General features: G+C 41.7%; 9 protein-coding genes. 4 read left to right on the forward strand and 5 right to left on the reverse strand.

Going from position 1 to position 13,868, the window contains the following annotated elements; genetic code table 11:
- Positions 1–138: 138 nt before the first annotated feature.
- A complete protein-coding gene (gene murJ / locus MTBBW1_RS00265; protein ID WP_080797577.1) occupies positions 139–1,728 on the reverse strand; it encodes a murein biosynthesis integral membrane protein MurJ in 1,590 nt (529 codons plus the stop codon).
- Between the two features lie 268 nt (positions 1,729–1,996).
- On the opposite strand from murJ, the gene MTBBW1_RS00270 reads away from it, so the two are divergent.
- The 4 genes from MTBBW1_RS00270 to MTBBW1_RS00285 are packed head-to-tail and all read left to right on the forward strand — an operon-like array spanning position 1,997 to position 6,120.
- Positions 1,997–2,281, forward strand: a complete 285-nt coding sequence (locus tag MTBBW1_RS00270) for a hypothetical protein (RefSeq protein ID WP_080797581.1) — start codon at positions 1,997–1,999, stop codon at positions 2,279–2,281.
- A gap of 22 nt (positions 2,282–2,303) precedes the next feature.
- The gene (locus tag MTBBW1_RS00275; protein WP_080797584.1) at positions 2,304–3,647 is read left to right on the forward strand and encodes a M48 family metalloprotease; all 1,344 of its coding nucleotides are present in this window, start codon (positions 2,304–2,306) and stop codon (positions 3,645–3,647) included.
- Positions 3,647–4,159, forward strand: coding sequence for a hypothetical protein (locus MTBBW1_RS00280; protein WP_080797586.1), 513 nt, complete (start codon positions 3,647–3,649; stop codon positions 4,157–4,159). The genes MTBBW1_RS00275 and MTBBW1_RS00280 overlap by 1 nt, the downstream gene beginning before the upstream one ends.
- Positions 4,156–6,120 (forward strand): UbiD family decarboxylase, encoded by a 1,965-nt coding sequence (locus tag MTBBW1_RS00285; RefSeq protein WP_080797588.1) that lies wholly within the window; start codon positions 4,156–4,158, stop codon positions 6,118–6,120. Before MTBBW1_RS00280 ends, MTBBW1_RS00285 begins: the two co-directional genes overlap by 4 nt.
- A 164-nt stretch (positions 6,121–6,284) precedes the next feature.
- Here the strand turns inward: MTBBW1_RS00285 and MTBBW1_RS00290 are convergent, their stop codons facing one another.
- The 4 genes from MTBBW1_RS00290 to acs form a co-directional block, all read right to left on the reverse strand.
- Positions 6,285–6,947: a site-2 protease family protein gene (locus tag MTBBW1_RS00290; RefSeq protein ID WP_080797590.1), complete on the reverse strand. Its 663-nt coding sequence runs from the start codon at positions 6,945–6,947 to the stop codon at positions 6,285–6,287.
- A gap of 195 nt (positions 6,948–7,142) precedes the next feature.
- Positions 7,143–8,432: an L-lactate MFS transporter gene (locus tag MTBBW1_RS00295; RefSeq protein WP_080797593.1), complete on the reverse strand. Its 1,290-nt coding sequence runs from the start codon at positions 8,430–8,432 to the stop codon at positions 7,143–7,145.
- Positions 8,433–8,684: 252 nt separating this feature from the next.
- Positions 8,685–10,589 carry a propionyl-CoA synthetase gene (locus tag MTBBW1_RS00300; RefSeq protein WP_080797595.1) on the reverse strand — a complete coding sequence of 635 codons (1,905 nt, stop codon included), beginning with the start codon at positions 10,587–10,589 and terminating at the stop codon, positions 8,685–8,687.
- Between the two features lie 327 nt (positions 10,590–10,916).
- Positions 10,917–12,950, reverse strand: a complete 2,034-nt coding sequence (acs, locus tag MTBBW1_RS00305; protein ID WP_080797596.1) for an acetate--CoA ligase — start codon at positions 12,948–12,950, stop codon at positions 10,917–10,919.
- Positions 12,951–13,868: the final 918 nt, after the last annotated feature.

Below are 13,868 nucleotides of genomic sequence, written 5' to 3' on the forward strand. Positions count from 1 at the left end.
TAACATGTTGATATGCAAAGACTTTCATCTTTCGTTGTGATGCGTCAGCAAACATGGGGGGTATAGAAAGTCTTGGTAACAGCCTTTTTTTAAAACGACTTTCATCTCTTCGATTGTGGCGGTCATCCACCAAGTAAATTATACACTACGGAATACAGCCATCTTTAAACGTTTGTACAATTTGGTTAACAGTACTGAAATTTCGTCTATTTTAAAGATAAATCCTGCTGTAACAAAAAGAAGGAAGAAAAGCAATCCTGTGAGTATAGAGACTGCCAATGCCCCTTTAAGGCATGTATTGTCAATAGTTACCTGAAGCATATGGCAAAATTGCCAAAGTATTATTCCCATGCCACAACTTATTAATATGATTTTTCCCATAAATAGATAAAGTGATGTGGCTTCAAAGTTTTTGGTACGCCGGTTCCAGATTGTAAATAGAACTCCTGTGTTCAAAGTTGCAGATACGGAAAGGGCAAGGGCAACACCGGCAGCATTCATCCATTTCATTAAGATAAAAAAAAGCGGCAGGCTCAACAGTACAGCAATTGTACCTAACAAAGCAGGAAGCCAGGTGTTTTGCATTGCATAATATCCACGGACAACAACTGTTTGGGCAGCAAATGCAACTGTACCTGCCATGATAAATGGAAGCACCATGGCAGTAAGTTTTGTGGCTTCGCTGTCAAACCGTCCCCTTTGAAACAGCATAACAACAATTTCGTGGCGCAGAACCATGAAAAGAACAGCAACAGGAATAATAAGGCAGAGATATCTTAACGTGTTGTTTAAAAGCTTGTTTAGCTCCCCAATCTCTCCTTTGGATGCAAGTTTTGCCATAAAAGGGTAAGATGCAACTCCAACTGCCTGTCCAAATACTCCCACAAGAATAAACATTACCCTGACAGCATAATTTAGAGCGGCAATGCTGCCCTCAGATAGAAAAGAACCAAAATACTTAAGAAGTATCTCTGTGGAAAAGGTCATGGTAAGACCAAGCATGAGCGGAAGTGTCAGCAGAATATATTTAACAAACTGGGGATTCTTTAGGTCTATGATGGGCAATATCCTCATTCCGACACGTTTTGCCCCTGCATACTGGATAATGAAATTTCCGGCAAATGCCCCTGCAAGAACTCCCCAGGCAAAGCCCTCCATGCCAATGTGGGGAGCAAGTAAAATTCCACCTACAATGATGCCTATGTTGTATATAAGAGGTGCCAGAGCCGGCAGAAAAAATTTTTCCTTTGTAAATTGTACAGCCATGAAAAGCCCTCCTGCAAAAAAGAAAAACTGGGCAGGAATAATAATACGGGTCATTTTCACAGCCTGGTTAAAAAGTTCAGGCTCTGTAAGACCTGGTGCAAGCCATTTTACAAGGTGAGGTGTGAAACAGAATGCAATTCCGATGAGTATCACAAGAATCAGTCCGAATGTGTTAAAAATTATTGAGAAAACTCTCCATCCCTCTTCTTCTCTGTTATTTGTCACGTAAAAGGCAAAGATTGGAATAAAAGTGACAGATAAAAAACCGCTGGCAACCACATGATTTAGGATTTCAGGTAGTATAAATGCAACCTGGTATGCATCCACAGAACCGCCGGCACCTCCTGTAAAGGCTATACACATTTCCCTTGCAAGTCCGATTATCCTGCTTGAAAATACAGATAACATCATGATAAAGGATGCAACACCGATTTTTTTGTATGTTGAGTTTTCTGTTGTCATGTATATTGCTTTATTTTTGTTTGTGTTGTTTAAAATTATTACTCTCTATTATCACACTGATCATCTAAATTAAAGAAAGTACCCTTAAAATATTGACTACATGTAGGTTGACAGAATATGATCGGCAATATCAAAAATAATATAGATTTCCAGAAAAAAATTTGGCATCTCAAGTTTTAAGGGCAACCACAAAGGGGTGGCCCCTAAAATATTTTTGCCAATTTAATTATCTGAAATACTATAGTAAAAAAGGAGGAATAGTACTCTTATGGATTTAGATAATTTTACATTAACAGGAATAGGATTTTGGGTTGCAAGTCTTTTTGTCATTGTTTTTCAGGGCATTGCATCTGCAATGGGTAAAGGAGAAGAGATGACACATCTTCTTCTCTGTGATCTTGGTTATGATTTTTTTGAAAGTCTTTCAGAAAAGCTTGCAGGTTCTTTTCTTGAGGGGCCTTTTGATTATATTGCATTTGATCTCTCGCTATTTATCATATTTATGATTCTTGGTACCATTTTTCTTATTCTCGGTATGCTTATAAAGGACTAACAGGGATTTGAGGTGATCAACCATGGAAAGTGAAAATCATGTGAAGCTCTTAACTAATTCAAGGCTCAACAGAAGAGAGTTTTTACAATATTCTCTGCTTGCAGGAGCAGGTGCCGTGATTTCGTCAGGGTGTGCTGTAAACCCTGTTACCGGTAAAAATCAATTGATGATGGTATCTGAACAGACAGAAATATCCATTGACAAACAGCAGTCTCCCCATCAGTTTTCGGCCGATTATGGTGTTGTGCAGGATGTGAAGCTTAACAGTTATATCACACAGATCGGCAGAAACCTTGCATTAAAAACACATCGTCCTTCAATGCCTTATTCATTTAGATGTGTCAATGCAACCTATATAAATGCCTACGCATTTCCCGGTGGCTCCATTGCTGTTACCAGGGGAATTTTGTTGGAACTGAAAAATGAAGCAGAACTTGCAGCTCTTTTAGGTCATGAACTTGGTCATGTTAATGCAAGGCACAGTGCGGAGCAGATGTCTAAGGGAACACTCTCCTCAATTCTTGTGGGTGGTGTTGCTGCTGTAATAGGCAGTCGTAATGCACAGATGGGAGAACTTGCCCAGCAGATAGGAATGGTGGGGCAGGGGGTCTTACTTGCAAGGTACAGCCGTGATAATGAACGTGAAGCAGATGGACTTGGTAATAGCTATATGGTTGATGCAGGCTATTCCACGGATGGTTTTGTGGGGCTTATGTCTCTTCTCAACAGTATGAACAAAGGTCATAATGCTTCTGCTGAAATACTTTTTTCAACCCATCCCATGGGTTCTGAGAGGTATGAGACAGCCATTCAGAATGCAACTGGAAAATTTCGTAATTCCAGAAATCTGCCTTTGAATCGAGAACGATATATGGATAATATTGCAATTTTGCGCTCAAAAGAAGATTTGATCAAAACTTTGCAGAATGGCGATACCATGATGGCGGAAGGAAAATATGATGAAGCTATTGCTGCTTTCAAAGGTGCGGTCAAAAAATATCCTGATGATTACACAGCTAACTTAATGCTTGCCAAATGTTTGCTTGTAAAAAAAGACTATAAGGATGCCCGTTTACATGCAGGTGAAGCATCAAAAATCTATCCTTCTGAAGCACAATCTCTGCATGTAATGGGCTTTGCTTCCATCAACATGAAAAAATATGATGATGCGTTGAGTTCATTCAGCCGCTACGAACAGCTTCTGCCAGGAAGCCCTGGTACACTTTTTTTCAAGGGCTATGCTTATGAGGGCATGAAGAGGACTGAAGAGTCCGCAGGGCAGTACAAGGCATATCTACAACAGGTACAGCAGGGGGATTATGCAAAACATGCCTACCAGAGACTCAAGGAGTGGGGCTATCTTTAATGCATGCTTTTGGAAATGAGACTCCGTCATCTATGAAAAATCTGCTGCAATCACTTAAAGTCATGACCATTGCAACCATGTGGAATAATGGAGTATGGTCTGCTCCTCTATATTATCTTTATAAAAATGGCTGTTTCTATTTTTTCTCCTCTCCAGCTTCCAGGCATATTACAGGGGCTTTAGGCAGCTCCTGTAAATCATCTGCATCAATTTACCAGGATGACTCATCTTTTTCTAAAATCAAAGGTATCCAGATGGGGGGATATGTTAAAGTTGTTAAATCACGAGCGGAATCGCTTGGGGTAGCATTTGCATATGCCGTTAAATATGGGTTTACAAAGGATAGAGAGTTAAATTTTTTAAAAGAGACAGATGTTTTTGTGACCAGTATGGATTATCTTCACTATTTTCAATCCAGTTTCAGGGCTTCTTTATATAAATTTGTACCTGTTGAAACTATATATATGGACAACTCTGTGCGCATTGGATTCAGGCAGGAGATCACTTTATGAAATTTGACGGTTTGAGATCATGTATTGAGTTCCTTGAAAAAGAGGGTGAGCTTGTAAGAATTGAAAAGGAACTTGATCCTGATCTTGAAATGGCCGAGGTGCATAACCGTGTTTTTGAGGCAGGAGGGCCTGCTGTTTTTTTTGAAAATGTCAAGGGAAGCCCATTCCCTGCTGTTTCCAATCTTTTTGGCACATATGAAAGGGCTCTCAAAATTCTTGAGCCTCAGCTTGGAAAGGTTGCAGATCTTGTCAACATGAAAAGCAATCTCGGTTATGCTCTGAAATCCCCCATTAAATCTTTAAAAGCGCTTTTTAATGCTTCCCATGCATTGCCATTTAGGCAAAAAAGCGGGCATGTGCTTTATGGTAGGTGTCATATACATGATCTTCCCATGATTCGTTGCTGGCCACGTGATGGCGGAGGGTTTATATATCTGCCCCAGGTTTTTTCAAATGATGTGAGTTGCAGGCGTGGTATTTCTCGAATTATGAGTTCAAATCTTGGCATGTACAGAATTCAACTCTCCGGCAATGATTATATAATGGACAGGGAAGTTGGAGTGCATTACCAGATTCACAGAGGGATAGGTAATCATCATACCAATGCACTCAAGCACAATCTGCCCCTTCCTGTGACCATTTTTGTTGGTGGCCCTCCGGCTCACACACTTGCTGCTGTAATGCCCCTGCCGGAAGGCATGCCGGAAGTGTTGTTTGCAGGTGCGCTTGCAGGTAGGTCATTCAGATATACTTTAATGGGCGATGCCATTATCTCTCTGGATGCTGATTTCTGTATTACCGGCAGAATCTTTCCAGGCAGGACAAAACCTGAAGGCCCTTTTGGGGACCACCTTGGCTACTATTCACTTGTCCATGATTTTCCATATTTTGAAGTTGATGCTGTCTATCACAGGAAAGATGCCATATGGCCTTTTACAGTTGTTGGTCGCCCTCCAAGGGAAGATTCGGTCTTCGGAAGAATTATACACGAGATAACAGCCACAGCCATACCAGATACAATACCAGGTGTCACAGCCATACATGCCGTGGATGCAGCAGGGGTTCATCCACTTCTATTTGCAAAGGCAATGGAAAGATATGTTCCTTTTGAGAGGAAAAAACCTCGTGAGCTTTTAACACATGCAAATGCAATACTTGGGACAGGTCAACTTTCACTTGCCAAATATCTTATTATAGCATCCCACAACGATTCTCCTGCCCTTGACGTTCATGATGAGATGGGGTTTATGGTACATTCCCTTGAAAGAATTGATTTCAGAACAGATCTGCATTTTCAGACCTGCACAACAATGGATACCCTTGACTATTCATCAGAGGAGTTGAATGGTGGCTCAAAGCTTGTAATGGTTTCAGCCGGAGATAAGCGTCGTGAGCTTCTTCGCTATCTCCCTTCCTCTGTTTCCATGGCAATAAGTGAACCTTTTTCACACCCGAAACTTGCAGCTCCAGGTATCCTGGTTATCCAGTGCACTCCATTTAAAAGTTATAAGGAAGCTGAAGATGAAATATCAGCTCTTGCCTTGAGACTTGGTTATTCTGATTCAAACAAATATCATTTATCAAAAAGTTCGGGTAAATATTCAGAGAGTGCTTCAGCAATCCCGAACTGTGAAAGTGGCGAACTCTCTATTAATGGTAAATTGTGCCTTGATAGCAAAATGGAAGGATTGCCACTTATTGTGATTGTGGATAACTCTGTAGAAACTGTCGAAGATTTTCCTACATTTTTGTGGGTGACTTTTTCAAGATCCAATCCTTCACATGATATTTATGGTGTGGGAAGCTTTACACGATTCAAGCATTGGGGGTGTACAGGCTCTCTTATTATTGACGCAAGAGTAAAACCTTTTCATGCACCGGAGCTTGTACAGGATATGGATGTGGTTAGAAGAGTGGATATGTTGGGCAAGAGAGGAGGGCCTCTTTATGGCATAATCTAAGGAGTGATGACAAAACAACAGATAATACTACTGCTTCTTCAAGTTTAAACTGTCGGGTGACTTTTAAGGCTTTTCAAAGGTTCAAGGCATTTTCTACCCGACAATCAAACATTGAAAGAACACTAATCCAGAATCCAATGAGAGTACTTATGAGTGACGAGCTCTTAATTTCCAGAGATAAAATTGAAAATCGTCTGAACCACAGGATAAAAGTATTTTTCAGGAAAATCCCAGTTTTGCAACTTCATTAAAATAATTAATGCAACAAAGACATATGGGAATATTTTCATGAAATATTTTGAAAAGTTCGATTTTTTTAATGTTTCAGGAATAAGTCCGTAAAAAATCGAAGAACCTGCAAGGGGGGGCAGGGGAATGAAGTGAAAAACAAAAACCATTATGTTTACGGAGACAACAATGGTAAAAACTTGATCCTGGAGATTCCATTTTGACATTACCCACAAGATACTTCCTGCAATACCTGCCAGGATTAAATTGGCAAATGCTCCGGCAAATTTTATTACCATGAGAGATATAGCGGGGTGTTCCAGATGATCGGTATTAACTTTTATCTGTCCGGGCCAACCAAAACCTGCGGCAGCAAAGCATAACAGTCCTGCAAGGTTTACGTGCATAAACGGGTTGAAGTGAAACCTGTCTTTTGCTTCACTGTCTGCATCTCCAAGGAGAGTTGCCATAAATGCTTGGGCTTCTGCATTAACAGTTATGGCCATAAGTGCTGAAACTGCAAAAATGACTGCTTTGTCAAATTCAAGGTGTGTATAGTTCAGAAGGAAGGGAATATCAATGAGGGGTTCTGAAGTCATGGTTTACAATGTTTCCTGAAAAAAATATAATATTGTTTGCTTAAGGAATCGGTTTTAGTGATTTGACTCCTTGCTTCACCACCGGCCCCTCTCCATAAGTGGAGAGGGGGAGTTGATGAAAACTTTCATCTTTTCCATTGCGGCAGTTATCCGCCATGTGCTGCGGCAGTTATCCGCTCCATGTGCGTTCTACTACTATCCTGTATATTGAGGTTTTGTGGTGATTCTGGCAAGAATAACGCCCAGGACAAGAAGACCGCCTGAGATGTAGAATGCAAGGTTCAGGCTGCCTGTGATGTCCTGAATGACACCTCCAATCCTTGCCATGAAAAATCCAAAGCCCCATCCAATGAAAACAAGTCCATAGTTAAATCCAAGGTTCTTTGCACCGTAAAAGTCAGCGGTAAATGATGGCATGAGAGAAAGTCCTCCACCATACTGCCAGTATGCAACTCCCACAACTACAAACAGCAGAAAGAGATTTGCCGTTGATATTACATAGGGAAGGGCAAAAAGACAGAGAGCTGATACTCCGCAATTGAGGCAGTAAGCATTCAATCTTCCGATTTTATCGGAATAGTATCCTGTACCAACACGGCCTGATGCATTGACAAGACCTCCAAAGGAGACCAGAATCCAGGCATTGGCTACGAAAAAGGGCATGTTTGCAGCAGTTTTCTTCATAAGTCCTGCAGCACTGCTGATGATAAGAAGACCTGACTGGGTTGTTAGTATAAACATGAATACCAGAGCATAAAACTGCCAGGTTTTCATCATGTCACCAGCTTCCCAGTTATGGGTTTTTTCTGTTGCGCCTTTTACACCGGCATTGCTAACGTTGGCAGGTGGAACATAGCCCTCCGGAGGAGCTTTAAGAAGCTGGCCTGCAATAACTACAACGACAGCAAAAAGGGTTCCAAGTGCAACAAAACTGCCGCTGATGCCGTATGCGTCAATAAGCTTCTGTCCAAGCCAGCCTATATAAAGGGCAGCACCACCATAGCCACCAACAACAAGTCCTGCCACAAGTCCTCGTTTTTCAGGGCCGAACCATTTAAGGGCAGCAGGGGTTGGAGCGGCATATCCTATGCCCATGCCTGCACCGCCTAAAATTCCAAAACCAATAATAAGACCTGTATAGCTTTTCATCATTCCCGCAATAATACAGCCTGCTGCAAGAAGAAGGCCTCCCACTGTAGCACCGAATTTAGGGCTGATTCTGTCCTGTATTCTACCCCCTGGAATCATCAGAAGTGCAAAAATTACGACACAAAGGGAAAATGGCGTGGCTGCCTGGGCATTGGTAAGATATACCCAGCCTTCGTTTATGCCAGTCATCACTTCGCCTGCTTTGTCAACATTTACAAGTGCTGCTTTCCATATGCTCCATGCGTATAGAATTCCGAGACAGAGATTGATAGCTGTTCCCGCAAAGGTGGTAATCCATGCCTGTGTCGGGACTTTGTCAATTGGTTGTGTGCTCATCTTGAATCTCCTTTATATTTCCCTCTTTTTACTTATCTTTATTGGAAAGCCTCCATAATATACTGATATATAAAGACTTCCATGCATAGTTATGATGCCCTCGCAATCATGAAGGATTGATTAGAAAGTCTCTTTAACATTTTGATATATAAAGACTTTCACCCATCGTTGTGATACCATCGCAATTATGAAGGTTTATTTGAAAGTCTTCGCAAAAGGTTATTTTTATGAAGACTTTCAAACACTGGAACATTATTTGGCTTTTGTTCCGTAACCGATTTTGCCCAGACTCTCTTCAATTTCATTCAAAATTTCAGGATCATCTATGGTGGCAGGAACTTTATACTCTTTTTTATCAGCAATGCTTCGCATGGTTCCCCTGAGAATTTTGCCGGAACGGGTCTTGGGAAGGCGTTTGACTACTGTTGCAGTCTTGAATGCTGCAACAGGGCCAATTTGATCTCTGACCATTTGAACAGCCTCTTTTACGATCTCTGCATGATCCCGTGTAACTCCAGCATTAAGAACAAGGAATCCCAGTGGCACCTGTCCTTTGAGCTGATCTTCAACTCCCATTACCGCGCACTCTGCAACATCCGGATGGTTGGCAAGCACCTCTTCCATGGCACCGGTAGATAGTCTGTGACCAGCTACATTTATTATGTCATCTGTTCTGGTCATTACATAAATATAGCCTTCGTCGTCAATATAACCTGCATCAGCGGTTTTGTAGTATCCTGGAAATTCATTAAGGTAGGCATCAAGATATCTTGCATCATTTTGCCACAGTGTCGGAAGTGTTCCTGGAGGTAGCGGAAGCTTAACAACTATAGCACCTATTTCACCGGCACTTACTGGTTTGCACTCGGGATCAACAACTTGGACATCCCATCCGGGAACAGCTTTTGTCGGTGAGCCTGGTTTCACAGGAAAGTGGTGCAGTCCCATGCAGTTTGCAGCAATTGCCCATCCGGTTTCTGTCTGCCACCAGTGGTCAATGACCGGAACATTGAGATTTTTTTCTGACCATGAAAGGGTATCAGGATCTGTTCTTTCCCCTGCAAGGAAAAGGGTTTCAAAGCAGGAAAGATCATAATCCTTTATCAGTTTTGCCTGGGGATCTTCGCGTTTAATTGCCCTGAAGGCTGTGGGGGCGGTGAAAAGTGCTTTAACTTTATGCTCTGAGATAACTCGCCAGAATGTTCCGGCATCGGGTGTACCTACGGGTTTCCCCTCAAACATGATTGTGGTGGCTCCCTTGAAAAGGGGAGCGTAAACAATATATGAGTGTCCTACTACCCAGCCGATATCAGAGGCAGCCCAGTAAACATCACCTTCATCAATATTATAGACAGCTTTCATTGTCCATTTTAATGCAACCATATGGCCGCCGTTGTCCCTGACAACTCCCTTGGGCTGGCCGGTTGTGCCGGATGTGTAAAGAATGTATAGAGGGTCTGTTGCCAGAACAGGAACACAGTCATGGGGTTTTGCATCTGCCATCATCTGGCTCCAGTCAAAATCCCTGCCCTCTTTGAGTTCTGCTGTCTCCATGGGACGTTGAAAGATGATGGTTGCAGCAGGTTTGCTGTCGGACATATCAATTGCTAAATCCAGCAGAGGTTTGTACGGAATTTTTTTCTTTACCTCAATGCCGCAGGAAGCAGAAACAATTACTTTGGGTTTTGCATCATTTATACGGGTGGCAAGCTCATTGGCTGCAAATCCTCCAAATACAACTGAGTGTACAGCACCTATACGGGCACAGGCAAGCATTGCCGTTGCCGCTTCAGGGATCATGGGCATATAGATTAGTACTCTGTCACCTTTTTTAACACCCTTTGCAGCAAGAACACCTGCAAATTTTGCAACTTCATCCCTCAGTTCTGAAAAAGTATATGTTTTTTTTGTGTCTGTCACAGGACTGTCATAAATCAACGCAGCTCTATCCCCGTTACCGTTATCAATGTGGAGATCCAGTGCATTGTAGCATGTGTTCATTTCTCCTCCGGTAAACCATCTGTAAAAAGGCTTGTTGGAGTCATCAAGAACTTTGTCCCATTTTTTATACCAGTGGCAATCCTCTGCAACAGGTCCCCAGAAACCATCCGGATCGTTGATGGATTTTTCGTACGCTTCAGAATACAAGTTTGACATGAATTGAGTCCTTATAAAATAATATTATTAAATTATCCGGTAAAAGTGATGCTCAGGTAAAAAGTTTGATGGTTTCGTAAAAATGCCTTAACGAAAAATTCGCTTTTGCTCTTTCAAGATTTGATTGTCTGATAGAATATTTTTTGCGGCTACGATAATTGTTGTGAAATCATCCAACTTTTTACAGGATCATCTAAAAATCGTTGATGTTGAAATTGATTCCTACCCCTCTTTATTAAATAAAGAGGGGATTTTGTTTATACAGGAAAAAATTCAACTGCTTTGAAGTCATTTTTTGTTTTTGAATTATTCAAAGGGATGTGGCAATTAAGATTTGTCAACCATATTCTTAATGGTTTCAACAACTTCAGGGTTAGCAAGTGTCATAACGTTACCGACATCACCCTTATTTGAAATTGCTCCAAGAACCCTTCTCATGATTTTACCGGAACGGGTTTTAGGCATGTCAGGTACAAGCCATACTTTTCTGGGTTTGGCAATTTTTCCGATCTGTTCACAGATGGCATCAGAGATTTTTTTGGCGATTTCATCTGTTGCTTCCACACCAGGTTTAAGGGCAATATAGAGATCCGGCTCTTTTCCCTTGATTTCATGGGCAACAGGAACAACAGCAGCCTCGGCTACTTCCTGCACAACAAGAGCTGCGGATTCAATCTCTTTGGTTCCAAGTCTATGTCCGGAGACGTTGATTACATCATCAATACGGCCAAGAATTCTGTAGTAGCCATCCTGTGATCGTGTGGCTGCATCGCCTGCGACATATGGCCAGTCTCTCCAGTCCTTACTTTCAGGATTTTTGCAGTATCTTGCAAAATAGGTATCCACAAATCGCTGCCTGTCGCCCCAGATTGTCTGCATCTGGCCTGGCCATGGGTTTTGGATACATATGTTTCCTGCAATTCCAGGCTGGGTAACCTCGTCTCCGTTGTCATCAAGAATTATTGGATGAATTCCAGGAACTCCAGGGCCAGCACTGCCTGGTTTCATTGGTTTGAGAGCAGGTACTGTACTGCAGAGGAACCCACCTGTTTCTGTCTGCCACCATGTATCCACGATTATTGCTTCGCCCTTTCCAACAGCGGACTCATACCATTTCCAGACTTCGGGTTCAATGGGTTCTCCCACGGTCGTCATGTGTTTGAAATGGTAGGTATATTTGGCTGGCTCATCAGGACCTATTTTTCTCAGTGCGCGAATTGCGGTGGGGGCGGTATGGAAGATATTTACATCCAGATCCTGTGCGATTCTCCAGGAACGACCGGCATCAGGATAAGTGGGAACACCTTCATAGATAACAGTTGATGCACAAAGTGCAAGTGGGCCATAGACAATAAAGGAGTGGCCAGTAATCCATCCTATATCTGCCATGCACCAGTAAACATCCTTGGGGTGAATATCCTGGATATATTTTGACATTGCAGTGACATAGGCAAGATATCCTCCAGTGCTGTGCTGTGCACCCTTGGGCTTTCCGGTGGTACCACTTGTGTACATCAAAAACAGGGGATCTTCAGAGAGCATCTTTTCAGGTTCAACACGGGCACCGTAGTATTTTTTGACTACATCGTTGACAAAATAGTCACGTCCGTCAACCATTGGAGTGTCAGAAGATGCTTTGCCTGGATAACGCTGCCATACCAAAACCTTATCAACAACCTGACCGTCCTTTGCTGCAATGGCAACAGCTTCGTCTGCATTGACCTTATGGTTAAGCAGGTTCCCTGCTCTGTAATATGCATCCATTGAAATAAGCACACGTGAGTTTGAATCAACAATTCTGTCGGCACATGCACTTGCGGAAAAACCGCCAAATACAACAGAGTGAATAACGCCAAGTCTTGCACAGGCAAGCATTGTAATTGGAAGTTCCGCTGACATGGGCATATGAATGGTTACCCTGTCACCTCTTTTTAAACCTGCAAAATCACGTAGGAGTGCAGCAAATTCGTTAACCCTCACATAAAGTTCCTGATAGGTGATATGGTCAACTCTTTCTTCTTCAAGTTCAGGAACAAAATGGATGGCTGTTTTGTTCTTGTTCTTTTTCAAGTGGCGATCAATGCAGTTATAGCTTGCATTGATTTGTCCACCTCTAAACCATTTAAAACAGGGTGCATCACTGGTGTCCAGTACCTCATCCCAGTATTTATACCAGGTTAGCAGTTCCGCATATTCTGTAAAGCAGTCGGGAAAATTGTCAAGACTGAATCTATCATAGATGTCTGGATCTGTAAGATTTGCCTGACCAATGAATTTGCTTGAAGGATAGTAGTAGTCTTCTTCCTGCCAATGTACGGCAATCTGCGCCTCAGTGGTTTCCATAACTTGTTTTTCGCCCATTGATTATCTCCTGCGTTTTTTAGGGTTTAATAGAACAGATGAAATCTATAAGGTTGGCCTGATTGGAAAATTTTAAAAGATATACACCTCCTTTAAATTTTTTTATGTCCATTTTCTTAACAGAGAGGTGATACACTCTCTCCTGAAGATGCCCTTTGCATAGAACAAGTTGTTAAAACATGTTAATGCTTTTGGGTTTTAAAAAGGAAAATTTTTGAAAACAGCTTTCCAAAAATAATAATTTCAGCATCTTTAATTTTGACTCATAGATCGTAACTCTCAAGGTGCCCGCCTGATATCGTGCGTTAATTTTTTGAAGAATCAACATGGCGGCTCACCGCCACAGTCGAAGTGTTTAAAATCTTTATATATCAGTGTGATATAGAGACTTTCTAATAAAACCCCCATGTTTGCTGACGCGTCACAACGAAACATGAAAGTCGTTATATATCAGCATGTTATGGAGACTTCCTAATAAACACTATGTGCGATGGCTACTGAGATATCTTATGACTGACAATATTCTGATGGTCTTGTAAAAAGTCCGGAGAACCAAGCTCACGATTAATAATTTCAGGAAGTTATGGATAAAGAATTCCTGAAACATGATTTTTTACAGGCTCAGTAATTTTGCCTGGTTTATATTTTGTAACGCCATTTCTGTTTTACCAGAAATAGAAGTTAAAAAAAGTATAAACGTGATTCTGGAACCATAGTCTGGAACCATATGAAAGATGCTATTATTGTCTGCTGTTTTACAGAAATGATATTGCTTTGTTTTGATATGACGCTTAAAATGATCTCTGTTGTCTCAAATTCGCTGAGCCAGTATTGGCATAGCATTTATTTGGACAGGAAATTCTGTCAGCCATGGAATAATGGGGAGTGGAGCATCCTTTCAGTCAAAATTTACCGATT

The sequence above is a fragment of the Desulfamplus magnetovallimortis genome (genome assembly GCF_900170035.1).
GTDB classification, from domain to species: domain Bacteria; phylum Desulfobacterota; class Desulfobacteria; order Desulfobacterales; family Desulfobacteraceae; genus Desulfamplus; species Desulfamplus magnetovallimortis.